15 protein-coding genes are annotated in these 17,826 nt (G+C 62.0%); 9 read left to right on the plus strand and 6 right to left on the minus strand.

Annotated elements, in window-relative coordinates; translation table 11 throughout:
• Positions 1–30: 30 nt before the first annotated feature.
• Positions 31–2,436, minus strand: a complete 2,406-nt coding sequence (locus AC1Q6C_RS13630; RefSeq protein ID WP_492666657.1) for an ATP-binding protein — start codon at positions 2,434–2,436, stop codon at positions 31–33.
• Between the two features lie 153 nt (positions 2,437–2,589).
• On the opposite strand from AC1Q6C_RS13630, the gene AC1Q6C_RS13635 reads away from it, so the two are divergent.
• From AC1Q6C_RS13635 to AC1Q6C_RS13645, 3 genes are all read left to right on the plus strand, one after another.
• Entirely contained in the window at positions 2,590–4,254 is a 1,665-nt protein-coding gene (locus AC1Q6C_RS13635; RefSeq protein WP_063316543.1) for an alpha/beta hydrolase, read from the plus strand.
• A 103-nt stretch (positions 4,255–4,357) separates the two neighbouring features.
• The gene (locus AC1Q6C_RS13640; protein WP_492666658.1) at positions 4,358–5,785 is read left to right on the plus strand and encodes a hypothetical protein; all 1,428 of its coding nucleotides are present in this window, start codon (positions 4,358–4,360) and stop codon (positions 5,783–5,785) included.
• 313 nt (positions 5,786–6,098) lie between these two features.
• Positions 6,099–6,761 carry a GAP family protein gene (locus AC1Q6C_RS13645; protein WP_042922581.1) on the plus strand — a complete coding sequence of 221 codons (663 nt, stop codon included), beginning with the start codon at positions 6,099–6,101 and terminating at the stop codon, positions 6,759–6,761.
• 51 nt (positions 6,762–6,812) lie between these two features.
• On the opposite strand, the gene AC1Q6C_RS13650 is transcribed toward AC1Q6C_RS13645, so the two are convergent.
• Positions 6,813–8,276 (minus strand): glycoside hydrolase family 5 protein, encoded by a 1,464-nt coding sequence (locus AC1Q6C_RS13650; protein ID WP_065455650.1) that lies wholly within the window; start codon positions 8,274–8,276, stop codon positions 6,813–6,815.
• 176 nt (positions 8,277–8,452) lie between these two features.
• Between AC1Q6C_RS13650 and AC1Q6C_RS13655 the strand changes: the two genes are divergently transcribed.
• Together AC1Q6C_RS13655 and AC1Q6C_RS13660 are read left to right on the plus strand one after the other, a co-directional pair.
• The gene (locus AC1Q6C_RS13655) at positions 8,453–9,373 is read left to right on the plus strand and encodes an alpha/beta hydrolase (RefSeq protein ID WP_492666659.1); all 921 of its coding nucleotides are present in this window, start codon (positions 8,453–8,455) and stop codon (positions 9,371–9,373) included.
• Between the two features lie 220 nt (positions 9,374–9,593).
• Positions 9,594–10,508, plus strand: a complete 915-nt coding sequence (locus tag AC1Q6C_RS13660) for a tyrosine-protein phosphatase (RefSeq protein WP_492666660.1) — start codon at positions 9,594–9,596, stop codon at positions 10,506–10,508.
• 174 nt (positions 10,509–10,682) lie between these two features.
• Here AC1Q6C_RS13660 and AC1Q6C_RS13665 read toward each other — a convergent pair whose 3' ends face one another.
• Positions 10,683–11,258, minus strand: coding sequence for a TetR/AcrR family transcriptional regulator (locus AC1Q6C_RS13665; RefSeq protein ID WP_030535586.1), 576 nt, complete (start codon positions 11,256–11,258; stop codon positions 10,683–10,685).
• A 108-nt stretch (positions 11,259–11,366) separates the two neighbouring features.
• Between AC1Q6C_RS13665 and AC1Q6C_RS13670 the strand changes: the two genes are divergently transcribed.
• The 3 genes from AC1Q6C_RS13670 (at position 11,367) to AC1Q6C_RS13680 (ending at position 13,994) form a co-directional block, all read left to right on the plus strand.
• The gene (locus AC1Q6C_RS13670) at positions 11,367–12,548 is read left to right on the plus strand and encodes a GDSL-type esterase/lipase family protein (RefSeq protein WP_492666661.1); all 1,182 of its coding nucleotides are present in this window, start codon (positions 11,367–11,369) and stop codon (positions 12,546–12,548) included.
• 71 nt (positions 12,549–12,619) lie between these two features.
• Positions 12,620–13,126 (plus strand): VOC family protein, encoded by a 507-nt coding sequence (locus tag AC1Q6C_RS13675; protein ID WP_042922656.1) that lies wholly within the window; start codon positions 12,620–12,622, stop codon positions 13,124–13,126.
• Positions 13,127–13,178: 52 nt separating this feature from the next.
• Positions 13,179–13,994: a MerR family transcriptional regulator gene (locus tag AC1Q6C_RS13680; protein ID WP_052027951.1), complete on the plus strand. Its 816-nt coding sequence runs from the start codon at positions 13,179–13,181 to the stop codon at positions 13,992–13,994.
• Between the two features lie 19 nt (positions 13,995–14,013).
• Here the strand turns inward: AC1Q6C_RS13680 and AC1Q6C_RS13685 are convergent, their stop codons facing one another.
• Entirely contained in the window at positions 14,014–14,169 is a 156-nt protein-coding gene (locus AC1Q6C_RS13685) for a hypothetical protein (protein ID WP_003942131.1), read from the minus strand.
• A 276-nt stretch (positions 14,170–14,445) separates the two neighbouring features.
• On the opposite strand from AC1Q6C_RS13685, the gene lplAB reads away from it, so the two are divergent.
• Positions 14,446–15,495 (plus strand): lipoate-protein ligase LplAB, encoded by a 1,050-nt coding sequence (gene lplAB / locus AC1Q6C_RS13690; RefSeq protein WP_492666662.1) that lies wholly within the window; start codon positions 14,446–14,448, stop codon positions 15,493–15,495.
• Between the two features lie 45 nt (positions 15,496–15,540).
• Here lplAB and AC1Q6C_RS13695 read toward each other — a convergent pair whose 3' ends face one another.
• Positions 15,541–16,701, minus strand: coding sequence for a DUF7802 domain-containing protein (locus tag AC1Q6C_RS13695; protein ID WP_116056818.1), 1,161 nt, complete (start codon positions 16,699–16,701; stop codon positions 15,541–15,543).
• On the minus strand, positions 16,701–17,648 hold the full coding sequence (locus AC1Q6C_RS13700) for a metal-dependent hydrolase (protein ID WP_030535581.1): 948 nt from the start codon (positions 17,646–17,648) through the stop codon (positions 16,701–16,703). The genes AC1Q6C_RS13695 and AC1Q6C_RS13700 overlap by 1 nt, the downstream gene beginning before the upstream one ends.
• Between the last annotated feature and the right edge of the window lie 178 nt (positions 17,649–17,826).

A 17,826-nucleotide genomic window follows, 5' to 3' on the forward strand; every position in this document is an offset into this window, starting at 1 on the left:
CGCGCCGCGATCGATCGAAGACACCGACCGTCACGAGGTCGAAGGGTTGCGGAAGTCGTTTGTGCGCTGGAGCACCCAGGCCGCAATCCTGGTGCGCGAGCCGTACCCCAGTTTGTTCAGTATGTGATCGACGTGGCCGTCGACAGTGCGCTGAGAAATGACCAGCTTGTCCGCGATTGCTCGGTTTGTCAGGCCCTGTGCGACGAGTTCGGCCACCTGCTGCTCCCGCGGAGTCAGCACTTCGTCGGCCGCCGATTTCGGTGATCCACCGGGCGGTTGCCCTCTCAGCGCGCGGGCCGCTGCGTCGTCGAGAGTCAGAGCTCGTCCATGATCGAATGCTGTTTGAAACACCCTGTCTCCGAGCCGGTTACGAGCCTCGGTCACGCTGTTTTCGTGGTACGGGACCATGCTCCTGAAGGTGTCCATCGGGCTGCCCGTGGCGGTGAACAGCGTGTCGGCAGCTCCCATCAGTGTGGCTGCCAGCTTTGCGTCCCGGTCGACAAGCGTCCACGCGATTTCCTCGAGGCACCATGCACATCCGAACTGGTTACCCAGCCCTCGCAGCAATCGGAGAGAATCTTCGAGTAGCTCGATACCGCGAGCGTGGTTGCCATGACGCCATAGGGCGGATCCGTAGTCCGACATCGTCATCGACCGCCACAAGATTTCGCCGCGCGATTCGGTGAGGGCCAACTCCTCCTCGTAAATACTTGCAGCCCGGTCGGTTTCGCCGAGTGCGTCGACGACGAAGGCGAACCAGTAGAGCGCGGGTACCAGACGGGCGATGTCGTCGTTTGCCCGGAATGCTGCGACAGCCTGCTCCAGGTACTCGGCGCCGCGCACGAGATCGCCGTCGGCGACCGCGACGAATCCGAGCGTGTACCGCGCCAGTATGCGTCCGTCGTCGTTCCGCTGCATCTCGGCCTGTCGCCGAGCCTCTTCGGCAATGCTTGTCGCCGAAGCGATATCTCGTTGGAGGGCTGCCAGCAGTGCGCCTGTCGCGGCGGCCTCGACTACCGCGTCACCGAGAGTGCCCTCGGTCAGTTCGGGCACCTCGGCCAGGGCGCGACCCAACCAGTAGCGACCTTCGTTGAATCGACCACGTGCAAGCCAGTAATCATGCAGAGCACTTGCGGTACGCAATGTGGCTTCGACCGAGTCGGGTTCGGTCAGACCGAATTCCAACGCGGTGCGCACGTTGGGTAAGTCGCGGTCGATCCGCGTCATCCAGTCGATTTGGTGCGGCCCCGTCCAGTCGACTCCGGCGCGGAAGACGAGTTGCCTGAACCACTCACTGTGCCTGCGCTGCAGCGAGACCCACTCGTCGACTGACACCAGTTCACGCCCGTAGTCGCGAAGAGTCTCGAGTAGGCGGTAGCGGACGTACGAGCCGTTTTGTTCACGGATGAGGATCGACTTGTCGACAAGGGACATCACGAGATCGCCCAAGTCGTCGTTCTGTGCTTCGTCGGCGAGAATTCCTTCGACGGACCCGAGATCGAAGCTACCCGCAAATACGCTCGAGTTCGCCCACAACGACTTCTCCGGCGGCGTACACAGATCGAAGCTCCAGTCGATACTCTGTGCAAGCGTCTGTTGACGCGCTGGAGCGTTCCGGCTGCCCCGCGTCAGCAGTTGGAAGCGGTCGTCGAGTTTTTGCAGGATCTGATCGACCGACATCGCCCTCAGTCGGGCAGCCGCCAACTCGATCGGCAGCGGTAGTCCTTCCAACCGGCGGACGATCTTCTCCACAGCCGCGCTGTTCTCGCTGGTGATGCGGAAGTCCGTCACGGAGGAACGTGCCCGCTGCTCGAACAGCATCATCGCATCACCATCACGGGTGTCGGTTGGCGACGGCGCCTCGTTGGGAAATCGCAGAGGCGGCACCCGTAATACCATCTCGCCGGGAATGTCGAGCGGTTCTCGGCTGGTCGCCAGAAGTGCCAATCGGGCACAGTACCGGAGGAGTTCGGCGGCGGTGTCGGCCACCCAGCCGATGAGGTGTTCGCAATTGTCCAGAACAAGCAGGACACGTTCGTCGACGAGACGGCCGATCAGTACCGATCGCGGTGACCGCGTAGATCGGTCTTGTACTCCGAGTGCGGCAAGAATCGTCTGATCGAGAAGTGCCGGCTCCCGCAGTTCGCTGAAGTCGACGAACCAGACGCCCCCGGGGAACGCACGGGAGGAATCATCGGCGGCACGGAGCGCCAAGCGGGTTTTGCCGACCCCACCCAGGCCCGTAAGGGTCACGAGCCGGTAGTCCGACAGCAGGCGTCGGACTTCTTTGGCCTCGGACCGGCGACCGACGAAACTGCTCAGTTCGATCGGTAGGTTTCCTCGTTTTGCCGCCATGAGAATCGCGCCGAATTTGTACGTGCTGAGTGGATTGACCCCACACAGTGTACGCGGAATCGCGTGTGTGAAATCTGTCAACGCACCACCGGTGTTCGCCCGTGATTGCCGTTGGGTCGAAGCTTTTCGGTGCATGACGCGGAATAGCGAACACTTTCCACCGACGTAGTTCGCGCCTCATTCGAAAGGGATGAGAGGCGCATTTCATCTTTCTGGCGCACTTACGATTCGGGCATGAAACGTGTGTGGGAAGGTGTGCGGCGCTACGGCAAGACGCTGCACTCGGTCGGGTTGTCGTTCGGTCTGGTGTTTTTCGTCCTCTCGATGAGCCCGTCCCTCTTACCGCGCGCGTGGTACCTGCAGGGCGTGGCAACCGGTATTTCCGTCGCCACCGGGTACGGCATCGGTGTGAGCGTGGCGTGGATGATCCGCAAATGCGGAGTCGAACCGAGATGGTCGGACCGGACCAAGCGGATCGGTTGGGCCGTACTCGCCGTACTGGCAGTGATATTGGTGCCTCTTTTTCTGATCTTGGGTTCGTGGTGGCAGCAGATCGTCCGTGATCTGGTCGAGGCGCCTCGCGTGAACCGGGCGAACTATCTTCTGGTGCTGCTGATTTCGCTAGTGGTGTGGTTGATCTTGTTGGAGGTGGGTCGCGGTCTGCGGCATCTCACCAGAGGACTCGCTGCCGTTGCTCTGCGGTTTGTTCCCAAGGAAGCAGCGAAAGTCGCGAGCTTGGTCGTCGTCTTCGCGTTGGCGATCTTCGTCGTCAACGGTGCCCTCTACAACGGGCTCATCGCTTTTGCGAACTGGAGTTTCTCCGGCGCGGACAACGACACGCCCGATGGTATCGACCAGCCTCTGATCGCCGAACGCAGTGGTTCACCCATGTCTGCGGAGGCATGGGATTCGCTGGGCAAGGAGGGTCGCACTTTCATGGGTAGCGGGCCGTCTGCGGTGCAGATTTCCGCGCTGACCGGGCTGGACGCGAAGCAACCCATCCGCGTGTACGCCGGCCGTGAGTCGTCGGATTCCGTCGACGGTGTCGCGCAGCGGGTCGTCAACGAACTCGAGCGCACCGGCGGCTTCGACCGTGCCGTCCTGGCAGTAGTGACCACCACCGGCCGCGGCTGGGTGAACGACGACGTGGCGTCCGCTTTCGAATACGTCCAGGGCGGCGACACCGCCATCGCGGCGATGCAGTACTCGTTCCTTCCCAGCCCTTTGGCATTCATCGCCGATCGCGAAACCCCGATGGCCGCAGGCCGGGCGCTGTTCAACTCTGTCTATGCGAAGTGGATCGATCTGCCGCTCGACAAGCGCCCCAAGCTTGTCGTTTTCGGCGAGAGCCTCGGATCGTACGGGGGACAGGCCGCGTTCGCGGGAGCACAGGACATGGCGACGCGGGTGGATGGGGCGTTGTGGTCGGGGACTCCGAACTTCACCGCTCAATGGCAGGAGATCACCAGCAGTCGTGACTCCGGCTCACGGGAAGCCGTGCCGGTGATCGACGACGGGCAGTCGATTCGTTTCGCTGCCTATCCGGAGGATCTCGAACTGGATGCGCCGTGGAACGACTCACGCGTCGTGTACTGGCAGCACGCCAGCGACCCAATTGTCTGGTGGTCTTTCGACCTGCTTCTGAACAAGCCGGACTGGCTTGCCGAGCCTCTCGGCCGTGATGTCGATCCGGGAATGACGTGGATACCGTTCGTGACATTCTGGCAGGTGACACTCGACATGGTCTTCTCGGCGGACGTTCCGCCAGGTCACGGGCACAACTACGGTGCCGAGGCGGCGGACATGTGGGCGCGGATCCTGCACCCCGACAACTGGTCTCAGTCGGACACCGACGCGATTCGCGGCGCTCTGACGAACGACTTTCAACCCACCAAGTAGTAGTGCGGAGTGCGGACCTCGTGACGGTCTCTCGTCGTTGGACCGGGAGTACTCGCTCTAGATCGTTCTATCACTGTTTGTCAGCTATCTAACAAGGAGCGCGATGCATTCATCAAGAACACTCGTAGCTGCGGTGGCGCTGAGTGCGATCACTGTATTTGCCGGGGCTGGGTCCGCGGTTGCCGCGCCGGCGGTCGGATCTGTCGATTTCGGCTCGTCGAGCGGATCCGGATCAGGAACCGGTTCGGCTAGCGGATCCGAATCTGGTTCTGTTGATTTCGGATCCGGCGGACCGGACGTCGAGCATCCGGTGTCGACCTGCTTCTGGTCCGTGCCGATCAATCCCGAGCGCGCGGACCCACAGCTCAACTACGCCTTTCCTGACACTGCGGCGATTTACTGGGCTGCGCAGTTCACAATCCCCGAGAACGCCGAGTTGGTTATCCGAGGGCAGTATGCGCATGCTCGCTATCAGTCGTTGAACTCGTACAACGCGGCAACCGCGATGCCGACCGCCGTCCTCAATGACATTTCGACAGCTCCCGACGCAGGTTCGCGCAATACCTATCTTCCCGGTGCCGATCGAGCGAACGAAGGTGCCAGGTCGTACACGGCTTCCGTCCTCAACGAGGCCTCGCCTGCTGAGCCGAAACCCAACACCTTGTATGCCGGTGTGCCAGGTCAGGACCGGATAAGCCTGCTTTATCGCATCTACCTGCCGGACAACGGGCGTGATCTCACCGGCGGCGTTGGACTGCCGGAGCCAGAGCTGCACCTTTCCGGTGGTCAGGTGTTGCGCGGGCAGGATCTGTGTTCAGCGGTCGGTGCGGACAACGGAATCTTGAAGCCGGCTTCGCTGCCGCTGGACACGTACAAGGCATTGCGTGACCAACCGGGCAAGCCTGCGACATTCCCTTCCGAGCAGACACCAGTCTGGCGGGCGTACTACAGCGCCGAGTTCACGCTCGGCTGTACCTATCTCGGCAAATGCGATGGCACACCCCAGCGGGTGGGCGGGCAGTACTCCAACATCGACAACAGCTACGTCACCGCTGAAGTCAACCGTGGGTTCGGCGAAGTTCTAGTACTTCGGGGAGAGTTGCCGAGGACTCCGAAGACGACAGGCGGCGCAAAGAATCTCGACAGCGCAGTCGACATGCGGTTCTGGTCGATGTGCAGCAATGAATCGCTGGCAACGACGAAGGTAGCGACGTGTCTGTTCGACGAGCAGATGGCCACTGATGCGGATGGTCGCTACACGATTGTCGCGTCGCTCCCTGAAGACCGACCCGCAAACGCTACGAAGGAATGTGGGGTGTCATGGCTTTCGCTCTCGCCGGCCGGTGACGGCGCAGGGCATCCCGACGATTCCCTCTTGATCATGCGGAACATGCTGCCGGCCAAGGACTTCAGCCACGCTGCACACGACACCAAGACGCCCGGTGACGAGAAGGCAGTGATGGGAGAGTATTTGCCGGACGGGCAATATACGTCCAAGCTCGCGTTCGAGGGCAGTGGCTGCGCGAAGTAACCCGTCCCTACGCGTGAGGTCACTACTCGAGATTGTGTCTGGTGATCCTCCTCGATGATGTCGGCTGCGCTCTGCTGCGAGCGCAGCCGACACACCGTTGGCCAAGTCTTTTCGCGATCTTCGGTGGGGAATCGAGGCCTGCGGTTCAGGCACTCATCCCTTTCGAATGAGGCATGAACTACGCAGGCGCTCGCAGTGTCAGCATTGTCGCGCAGCGGTATCGGCTGTGCTCTGTTGTCCGTCGTGGCGGACAGGGGCGGCTTTTCTCGCCTACTGCCTATCCTGCTTGCCGCAATCAGAAATGAGTTTTGACATGGGTTCCGTTGTCGGAGAACTTCTCCCATTGGCCGTCGGTGTCGCCGTGTCGCCGGTGGCCGTCATCGCCACTATCTTGATGTTGCTCTCCAAGCGAGCGGGTAGCACCAGCGCCGGGTTCGCGGTGGGCTGGTTACTCGGAATCTTCATCGCTACAGTTCTTTTCGTCATCTTGTCCAGTGCCGTCAGCACGTCAGACGACGGACCGTCCGCCACGGTTTCGTGGATCAAACTAGCTCTCGGTGTCCTCCTGTTGGCCGTCGGGGTCAAGCAGTGGCGGGGGCGCAGCGGCGAGCACGAAACACCGAAGTGGATGCAAGCCGTCGACGAGATGACCGCGGTCAAGGGATTGGGCCTTGGATTCGCGCTCGCCGCGATCAACCCGAAGAACCTGCTCATGTGCATCGCGGCCGGAGTGTCGATCGGCTCGGCGTCGTTGGCGACCAGCGGAGCGATCACCTCGATTCTCGTATTCACGGTCATCGCCAGTTCAACTGTCGCGATCCCGGTCATCGGATACCTGGTGGCTGCTGATCGCCTGCGAAAGCCATTGGCCAATCTCAAAGTCTGGCTCGAGGACAACAACACCACGGTGATGAGTGTGTTGATCTTGGTCGTCGGAGTTGTTCTGATCGGCAAGGGAATTGGCGGAATCTTCTGATACCCGCTCTTTCGCGTGGTGTGAACGCGCGATTCCCGGATGATCGTTCGATCAGGCGCGCTTGACCGCGTAGTCGCCGTCGGCGTGACCGATCAGTTGCCATCCGCCCTCGATCGGGGACAGTCGGACGTCGGAGAGATTCGTGGTCTCGAGCTGTGGCCGGTCGGTGCCGGGGTACCAGGCCTCGACCCGTCCGGTGCCGCTCCCGTCAAACCCGTCACGCGATACCTCCGTCAGCGAGCCGGGCGCTGCCCGCGGATACGCTCGCGAGAGTGGCGCGGCGAATCCCTCTACGAGCCCGAGTGATTCACCGGACGGGCAGTCGATGCGATTCAGATTTCCCTGCGGCTGGTGGGTATTGCCGTCGCGAACCGGGTGGGGGTCACCGCACGCTTGTGTCCACGACCACCACGCGCCGCCCATCCGGTACCTGTCGGTGGCATCGACGAAGCGGTCGACGTCTGCTCTCTGCTCGTCGGCGTCGCCGAACCAACCCCATTCACCTGTCCACAACGGTGCGTCGTACCAGGCGGCAGCGAGGTCGGCGATCTTGAATCCGTCTTCGATTCCGGGAAATTCGCTACTGACCGTTATCGATTCGCTGTAGAGATGGGGCGAGAAGACCACCAGGGGATCGGTCAGGTAATGGCGTGGAGGCAGCGCGTCGAGGCCGAAAGCCGACCAGATCGCGCTGGGCTCGAAGAACACGAGGTGTGGAAATCCTCCTGCTTCGGCCTGTCTGATGGCGTCGGTGGCCCGCTTGTAGAACTGCCCGATCTGATCAGCTGCCGTGAATGGATCGCGCAGGCCGGGGTTCGGTTCGTTCAACAGGTCGTATCCGGCTACAGCTGGTTCGTCTTTGAACTCGGCAGCCAACCGCGCCCACGTCGCGACGAGGCGACTCTGGATTCCTTGCTCGTCGTCGTAGAACGCCTGGAAGGCATGGGCGATCGCGGGTGCGGCTTCCCTGAGTCCACCGATGTTGCAGGTTGTCCATCCGCCGGTCAGGGTTGCCCACTCGGGTGCGCCGTCCCAGCCGACTCCCGGCCGCATGAATGACGGGCACGACTGGTCGCTCGGAGTGCCGACGTACGGGCCCCATGCATCCTGATGCATGTCGAGAACGGTGTAGATGCCGTGGTCTTTTGCATCCTCGACCGCTACTCGAACGCGGTCGACGTACGCAGTGTCGAATGCACCGCGGGTCGGTTCCAGGAGGGACCACGCGACGTTGAGCCGGACGACGTTGAAGCCCAGCGCTGCCATCTGCGCGAAGTCCGTTCTTCCCAGCGGCGTAACGGTGGGTAGACCGGTGCCGTTGGTTGCGTAGTCATTGAGACCGTTGGCGTTCGCGCCGCGGAGCAACACCGTTCGTCCGTCGACGTCCTTGATCGTTCGATCTGCGACGGTCAGTTGGGGGAGAGTCCAGCCCGGATCCGGTGGTGCAGCGTTCGCCGCCGGAGTTGCAATCTGGAGGACCAGGATTGCGAGGGTGGCAAGCAACAGCGCACGCATCCATCGACCTTTCTAGACAAACGTCCAATTCCGAGTCGAGGCTAGCGTGAGAAGACCCGTTTCCGGCGCGGTTTGCTCATACCTGTCACGGCCCCGCGTTGCCGAGAACACGTCGGACACGTGCTCCTGCTGGAGGTGTCATCATTGTCGACAAGTCTCGACCCGAGGGAGCCCTGGTGAAGCTTGCATTGACTGATCTGATCGAACAAATGCCTCGTGACGATTTGGCGAGTACGCGAGCGTTCTATGCGTCGCGGCCTGCCGGTGTCGGTCCGAGTTCCCTGCAAGAACTGCTTGTGGTGCGAGCATCCAGGGTGGTTGATCCCACGGCGAGCCGGGCTGTTGAACACACACTCGACATCGAGGGCCGATCCGTTTCGGTGCGCGTAGTCACTCCGAAAGACGGCGATGTCAACGGGGTCTATCTGTATCTTCCGGGTGGGGGTTTCTACATGAGTTCAGCGGCCAGCGCTGACGCCCGAAGCATGAGACTTGCCGACGAGGTCGGGGTGGTAGTGGTTACCGTCGATTACCGGCTTGCACCGGAATTCCCTTGGCCGGCAGCGCCGGACGATTGTGAGGCAGTCGCCTTGTGGCTGCTTGATGTCGCTGCCGGACGGTTCGGGACGACCAGGCTCGCCATCGGTGGCATGTCGGCGGGAGCAACCTTGGTGACGACGACGTTGCTGCGCCTTCGTGATCGAGGTCTGGCCAAGGCATTTTCGGGTGCGGTGCTGGAAGCGGGCACGTACGACGTCAGTGCCCAGACTCCCGCGGGCCGCACCATCAGCGACGAATACTTCATCGAAGCCTACGTCGGCCATGTCGATGATCGCACTCTCCCGGATATTTCTCCGACATTCGGCGACCTCAGCGGCCTGCCGCCGACCCTCGTTGTCGTTGGATCAGAAGACGTGGTCCTGGCAGAGAACCTTGCCATGGTGGCGCGACTGTCGGCGGCCGGAAACGACGTCGACTTGCGTCTCTATCCTGATGTCCCGCATGGATTTACAAACCATCCAACGCCTGTTGCCCGCCGCGCTGCGTCGGATATGGGTGCCTGGCTTGGGCAATGTCTCGACGCCGAGTTGGCGTGACAAGCGCGGATGCGGCCGCGGTCTGTCGTTCGAACGGGCCCGGCGTGGTCGATGGCGACGCAGTGACGGGCAAGAGTTTCTTCCTGCCGGATGACGGCTGGCCGGGCACCTGAACACATGTCCGGTTTCTGGAGCAAAGTCGGGACGAGGAGCGCGCCACCCTTGTAATCTCGCACGGGAGTTTGCGGGGCGCGGGGTATCCCGCACAGCGAATGAGAGGATGAAGGTGACAACTGTCTACACGCGCCGCCGAGGGGAGCGCCCTTTCGGAATCGCCCTCGCTGCGCTGGTCGCCATGGGTGCGGCCCTGACAGGCCCCACACTCGCCTCCGCTTCGAGCGGCGACCTGCAATTGGGTTCGAGTCAGTTCGGATCGTCCGGGGAGCAACCGCCGCTGCCGGAGATCCCACCGCCGTCCGCGGCCGAGATCAGGCTCGACGAGGCGCGGAACTTCCGCGACATCGGCGGCTATCGGACTATCGACGGCAGGACCGTCCGGACAGGCCTGGTGTTCCGTTCCAACAAGCTCAGCTCGCTCAATGAGACTGATCTGGCAAAACTCACCGCCGCGAACCTGACCCTCGACGTCGACCTGCGCAACGCCTCCGAACGTGCGGAGGATCCCGATCGGATCCCAGCCGGGGTCACCTACCAGGTCGCCGACGTCGTCAGTATCGAACACGGCATCGCGTTCCACGAGTTCGTTCCCCTGACCCTCGGTCGCGCGTTGATCGACGGCGCAGTCAAGGGAACCTCGAACATCGGCCAGAGCATCGGCTACCCGTTCATGGTCAACTACCGTGGTTCCGATGTCGCCTTCCGCGACCTGCTGACTGCGATCGCGAACAACTCCGACGGCGCAACCGTCTACCACTGCAGTGCAGGGAAGGACCGCACCGGTTGGGGTACCGCGATCCTGCTGACCATTCTGGGTGTCCCGCGGGAGTTCATCAGTGCCGATTTCATGGCGTCGAACACGTACCTGGGCCGGGACGACGCGGTGGACCTGTCGTGGCTCGATGCGGCGTATGCACAGGTGGACCGGCTCTACGGCGGTATGGATACTTACGTACGGGAGGGCCTCGGCGTCGACCAGGGCACTGTCGACTCTCTGCGCGCCAAGCTTCTCCTCTAAGCGGAGCTCCACGCCCGGCTTCTTGCCTACTCGGACCTTCTTCTGTCCCAGTGCGACCTGTGGTTGCGGGAGCGCGCGATTGTGTGGCGCCGCTCCTGGGGTGGGCCCGAGGTTTCTTGGCCGTGTGCGATCACCAAGTGGCGCAAGAACTTGGCGCGCAAGAATCACGCCTGGTCATGGACTCGACGCTGGCCAATTGGTCAGCATCGAATCGAGAGCCTCGAGGATTCTTGCCCAGCTTTCGGCGCTGTCCGGTGCACTGTGGCTGAACGATCCACCCAGCTCGAGGCTGGCGTACCCATGAAAAACGCTGCCGAGCAACCGAACTGCGTGGGTCTGATCGAGATCGGTGAGGTTGTACCCGCGCAGAATCGATCGCATCATCTGCGAGTGTCTGAAACCCGCGCTCGCGGCCGCGGCCTCCGGGGTGAGGCGCATCTGTGACGCGGCGTACCGACCAGGGTGTGACCTCGCGTAGTTGCGGTACACGTTCGCGAAGGCGGTCAAGGCGTCGCGGCCGGACCGACCGGCCACGGCGTCGGCAGCCTGGTCGGCCATCTCTTCCAAGGCAAGCAGCGCGATTCTGGTTTTGAGGTCGTTCGAACTTTTCACGTGCGAGTACAGGCTTGCGACCTTGACGTCGAACGCTCTGGCGACCGCCGATACGGTCACCTGCTCGAAGCCCACCTCGTCGGCCAATTCGGCGCCCGCCACGGCGAGGCGTTCGGGTGTCAGTCCTGCGCGAGGCATGTCCGTTGGTCCTGTTCGTCGAGAAGTGAAACCGCTTGCCTAAATAGTATAGGCAAATTACTGTGTGCTGTAGTTAAAACCTTCGCAACTTATCTACAGGTGAATGAGATGAACAGCCAGAGCAGCTGGATTACCACCGCAATTTCCGACGACATCGTGCGCGGAGCCCTCGAGCTCGAGCGGACCGAACGCGGTGTGCTGACACACCGTCTGCCTGCCAGAGCTCGCACGCAATTCGCTGACGGGCAGATGGCAATGGCGCAATCACAACCGTCCGGAGTGCGGCTGGTGTTCCGAACCAGCGCTACGGCCATCGAACTCGACACTCTGCCCACGAAAATGATCTACATCGGTGCTCCGCCGAGGCCGCAAGGGGTGTACGACCTGATCGTCGACGGCGAACCAACCGGGCACGCAATCGCTGAGGGTGGCAACACGGTGACGATCGACATGGCGACCGGTACCGCTCAGAGACAATCCGGACCCGTCAGCACCATCCGCTTCGCGGACTTGCCCGCGCGATCCAAGACCGTCGAGATCTGGTTGCCGCACAACGAAACCACCGAACTTGTCGCATTGCGAACCGACGCCCCGCTCGAACTCGCAGTCGGCACGAAGCGCGATGTGTGGCTCCATCACGGAAGCTCGATCAGTCAAGGCTCCGGCGCTGAAAGTCCCTCCCGCACTTGGCCTGCTCTCGCAGCCTCCCTCGGCGGCGTGGATCTGATCAACCTCGGGTTCAGCGGCAGCGCTCTGCTGGACCAGTACGTCGCCCGCGCTATGCGAGACACTCCTGCCGACCTCATCAGCATCAAGATAGGCATCAATCTGGTCAACTCCGACGTGATGCGCCTGCGGGCCTTCACGTCGGCAATGCACGGCTTCCTCGACACGGTCCGCGACGGCCATCCAGTGGCTCCACTGCTGGTCGTCTCGCCTGTCTATTGCCCGATTCACGAAGACACGCCTGGACCTGGTGCATTCGATTTCGACGCGCTTGCCAGAGGCGAAATGCGATTCTTTGCTACCGGCGATCCCGCCGAGCGTGCAGCCGGAAAGCTGACGCTGCGCTCTATTCGGGAAGAGTTGGCGCGCATCGTAACCCAGCGATCGGCGGCTGATCCCAATCTGCATTACGTCGACGGGTGCGATCTCTATGGTGCGGCCGAGAACGAAGAGTTGCCGCTTCCCGATCAGCTCCATCCGGACGCTGCGACGCACCGTCTCATCGGCGAACGCTTTGCCCAACGGGTATTCGCAGACGACGGCGCATTCGCACGCACGGTGTGATCGCGCAATCTGGTTCGATCGGATTTCACACGATTTGACCCTGACGTAGCGTGAGGGCTCACGATGACTTCATGACCGATACTTACCCGGCATTCGACATCAGCCCCGTCCCTGTCCCCGCTACAGACGCCGTGCCTCCGGAACAGTTCCGAGGTCTCTACGGAATGCCCATGTTCGTGTCGGTTCCGACATCGGATCTGGCCGAATCTGCCGACTTCTGGATCCGTGGGCTCGGTTTCTTCGACCTCTTTTCGGTACCGGATCGACTGACGCACCTGCGACGCTGGGCATTTCAAGACGTTCTGCTCGTGCCCGGCGAATGTGCAGATTCACCACCGTCCGTCAGCGTGAGCTTTGCGTGTGTGCTGAGTCAGATCGATCAGATAGCCAAGGCGTGTGAGGAATTGCGGCCCGGATGCACCAGCGGTCCACATCTGAAGCCGTGGAATTCACTGGAGTTGGAGATTGTGACACCGGAGAACGCGCGTGTGATCATGACGGCCGCTCGTCCGTACGACCCGAACAGTGCCGAGGCCGAGCATCTGCGAGGCATGGGAATTGACGGACCCGTCGACTGAACCGAGGTCTGACGCTGTGGCCTCCCGAACCGCGTCTGTCAGACTGGATCACGTGACGGACCAACTCTTCGGAGACGAGGCAGACAGTGCTCTCACTGTCGGTGCTGCCGCATCACGACTAGGCATAACCGTACGTACCCTCCATCATTGGGACGCAATCGGTTTGGTGCGTCCGTCCGGGCGCAGTGACGGGGGCTACCGGCAGTACACCGACGCGGACCTCGGCCGCATCGGCCGGGTGCTTGTCTACCGTGACGTGGGTTTGTCGCTCGACGAGATCAGGATATTGCTCGATGCGCCCGCAGCCCACGTGGACGAGACGCTGCGTGGGCAGCGCGCCGAGTTGCGGCAACGGATAGCCGACTTGGAGGAACTGGGCGAGTCCTTGGATCGCATCATCGATGCCAGGAAGTCGGGTGTGCTGTTGCCGGCACACGAGCAGGTCTCGATCTTCGGCCGACACTGGCAGCCGTCATGGGGACCTGAGGCGCACGAGCGTTGGGGTGACAGTGCGCAGTGGGCGCAGCACGCGGAACGGTCGGCGGGTAGGACCGCTGAGGATTGGCAGAAGATCGCCGACTGCGTCGAGACGCTCAACGAAAATCTGGCGCTGGCCTGCCGATCCGGTGTCGAACCGGGAAGCGCCGAGGCAAATTTGCTGGCAGAACGGCACAGAGCGTCGATCGGGGTTTACTTCGACTGCACACATTCGATGCAGGTGTGTCTGGGACGGATGTACGTGGCCGATCCGGGATTCACCGCGTTCTACGAGCAGGTCGAGACCGGTCTGACAGTGTGGCTCCGCGCTGTCATCGATGCGAATGCTCGGGCCAACGGGGTTGTCCCCGAATCGGCGACGTGGGTGTGAGTGAGCTGGTGGTCGCTCGTCAGTCCAAAGACGCACACGCAGTGCACCACGGTCGGCCGTCGACTCCGGGCGCACGATGGGACACTGCGATGCGCGCGGCCAAAATGCAGCTTTCGTTGTCGTGATAGACGTCGAGATCCGAAGGAACCGTCGAGTGGAACGCCGGGACCTTCATGTCTACCTCCGTTGTGGCTCGCCAGGGAGTTGGCTCGTTGCGGCAATCCTCCCACCACAGAGATCATCTCGCCTGTCGGCAGAAGCAGGGCCGTTGCTCGGCCAAATTGCCAGGGGTCGACACGTGCGGTCCCGTCCGCGCGATTGTGCAGCCCCGCAGCGACTTACAGGTGTGGTTACTTGGTCGCCCTGCCTTCCGAACAGATGCGCACTGCGCGCGCGGTGTGATCTTCGACGGCGCTCACCGCAGAGAATCCCGCAGGGATAGGCTGGACGGATGCGTGGAGAGTACAAGGTTCCTGGTGGAAAACTGGTCGCGGTCGACGTCGAGGTGGCGGACGGTCGGCTGTCCGAAGTCGCAGTCTCGGGGGACTTCTTCCTCGAGCCCGACAGCGCGCTCGACGACATCAACGCGGCGTTGCGCGGAATGCCCGCCGACTCGGATGCAGAACAGTTGGCGCATGCCATCTCCACTGCGCTCGACGAGTCCGCCTCGATGATCGGCTTCACGCCGCAGTCGGTCGGCATCGCGATCCGGCGCGCACTCGGCCACGCCACGAGCTGGGCGGATCACACCTTCGACCTCATCCCGCCGGTGGTTCTCGATCCCGCGATGCACGTCGCGCTGGACGAGGTCATCGCGCGTGAGGTCGCATCGGGTGAGCGTCCGCCGACATTGCGTTTCTGGGACTGGGACTCGCCCTTGGTCGTGATCGGATCGTTCCAGTCCGTGCGTAACGAGGTCGACTCCGAGGCGGCTGCGCGGTACGGCATCGGGGTGGTGCGCCGGATCTCCGGTGGCGGCGCGATGTTCATGGAACCGGGCAACTGCATCACGTACTCGTTGGCAGTACCGGCGTCAGTGGTCGAGGGTTTGAGTTTCGAGCAGTCCTACGCGTTTCTCGATCAGTGGGTCATGGGAGCGCTTGCCGAGGTCGGTATCAACGCTCGGTATGTGCCGCTCAACGACATCGCCTCGGACAAGGGCAAGATCGCCGGCGCCGCTCAGAAGCGATTCGCGTCCGGCACTGTGCTCCATCACGTGACCATGGCCTACGACATCGACGCTGAGAAGATGACGCAGGTGTTGCGAATCGGACGAGAGAAGATGTCGGACAAGGGAACCAAGAGTGCGGCCAAGCGCGTCGATCCGCTGCGTTCGCAGACCGGAATGACGCGTGCAGCAATCCTGGAGTCGTTTGCGCAGCACTTCCGAGGTCAATACGACACCCACGACAGCGATTACACAGACTCGGAGTTGGAGCAGGCGCGCAAGCTGGTGGACACGAAGTTCAGAACCGAAGAGTGGACTCACCGCGTCCCGTGAAACCGAGAAACCGGGACGAGACCCGAGCGGTCTCGTCCCGGTCGCCTAGGTAGCCGGAGTCGCTGAGTTTGCCCCGAGGAGCTCGGCGTCGGCCGTCCCGGAGTTCCGCTTCGGAATGGTGAAAGTTGCGCTCACGCACAGGATTGCGATGACGAAGCACGCCACTGTGTACCAGAGGTTCCCGATGGGATCTCCAGCGCTGGTGGAACCGTCGACCGCGTCGAAGAAGTCGGGAAGCGCACTCGCCCACAGGACGGCCATGACAACCAGGTACACCACGCTGTAGATCTGCACGAACCTGTTGGTGTGTGCAGGAGTGTTCGATTCTGCCGAGCGCAGGTGCGTCCATTGGCGGACGAGAACCATGATCGCGACCACTGTGAGGACTGCAAGTTCAGCGGCGTAGAGGAACCCGCGGACAGTGTCGCTTCCCATACCGAAGACCGTCGCCGGGAGCGGAAGAATGAACGTACCCAGCGAGGCCAGCAGGCCGATCACGATGGTGCGCCATACCAATTGAAGTCCGGAGAAGTGCTTGCCGGCATCGACGTGCCGTCCGACGAAGTACTGGACGCAGAATGCCAACGACATCGGCCACAGCGCGGCGAAGACGACCACGCTGGGAAGTGGAACCGCGTCGAACATGGGTTGGTTGATCGGGTTCGACGTCGACCACTCCCACCACCGCAACTGGGGCCCCAGGTGGTCGAAGATTTCGTAGAACGCATGGTGGACGAAGCCGACGCAGACAGCGCCCAGTAGTGGACCGTATTTGCGGAAAACGCCGAGCATTCTGACTATTTCGAAGGCCAACGTCGCCATCAGTGGATAGATGGCAACGATGTACAGCGGCAGTCGACCCCACATGAAGTCGACGGTGAACACGTTGTGCGCGAACATCGTGTCCACTTGTTCTTCGATGCCGAACGCCGCCGGGAAGTACAGCGGAGGCTCGATGATGAACAGGTAGGCGGTGGCGCCGAACCAGAGAACCAGATTGGTGGGGTCGCCGTTGCGGCGCAACCGCACGATCGCCAGGACCAGTGCGAGCACCGAGCCGACGATGATGGTCCATTCGAGGACGGGCAGGGTCCAGTTCTCCAGCGCCGCGGGGTTACGGAACTCGACGAGTCCACCTGCTTCCTGACAGGAGAAACCGAGTTCTGTTGCGAGCTGGGAGAACGTGGGGGAGCAGTGTTCTGCCATCAGTTGGCCCCTGACGTGATCGACTCGGCTTGTGCCTGAGATTCGGCGGTGTACCAGCGTGTGCAGTCGTAGCCGTCGTCGTAACGCTTGAACCACTGGTCGGCGAGTGCGGGGAGTTTCTCGTGGTCCGGGTTGTGATTGGGCATCTGGCTGCGGAAGACACCGCCGAGTGCGACGAGTTGTTCTCCGAGTTGAAGGTGATCGAAGGCGCGAGGCATCGTGCCCTTGGTCAGATACGGAGCGAACGACGTCAGAATCTTCTGCTTGGTGCGGTGGGTGGCGAACATCGACAGTGAGTCGACTTGCCGCTCGGAGAGCGGAACGTGCTGGTTGAAGCCTGCGCAGGCGATACGAATCACCTTCATCACGTGCGCGAAGATCGACGGTGCCATCCGCATCCGGTAAAGCTCGCTTCCGACAACGGAATTGAAGATGATCAGAGCCGAGCTGCGATGCTCGACCTCCTCGACGAAGTGCCAGATGAACAGCGACGCGACGCGGTCGTCTCCCGGGCGGAACAAGGTCGCCTCGTTGTCGAGCATCAGCTTGAACACCGGAGTGAAGGTCGCCTCCAGGTCCGCGGTGTATGCAAGCCGGTAGTTCAGCGAGGTCGCCTCGGTCAGTAGATCGAATTCACCGATCACAGCGTCGAGCGTGTTCTGTAGTCCGGGGTAGCGCCTGATCAGAGCCTTCACATGCTGGCGGTGCGCGGTCGAGTGATGGCCTTCCTGACGCATGAACGCCACGGCTTCCTCGGCCACTTCAGGATCGCTGATCCGCGACTTGGTCTGCATGATCATCTTCACGATCATCTTCTCGAAACCGATGGCCAGGAACGAGACCGCGTTGGACATGCTCGACCAGGCCGGATTCTCCGGGTTCCACAGGAAGGGAACGTCCTGATCCTCGAATCCGAAGTCCATTTTTCGGGGTTGAAGGTTGGTCACTTGTCGAACCTCGTCTTTCGGAGGGGCTGGTCAGGTGGCCGCTCTGGCACTCGAAGCCACGTGTGGCGGTAATCATACATATTGGTGTGCAGTTGTATGTTCACTTTCGGCGAGGGGAGTGAATTCGAGGGGCGCAGATGCAAAACCTGCCTGTGTTAGCCTGTGGCTCTTGGACTTC

Source organism: Rhodococcus sp. MT28 (genome assembly GCF_058792695.1).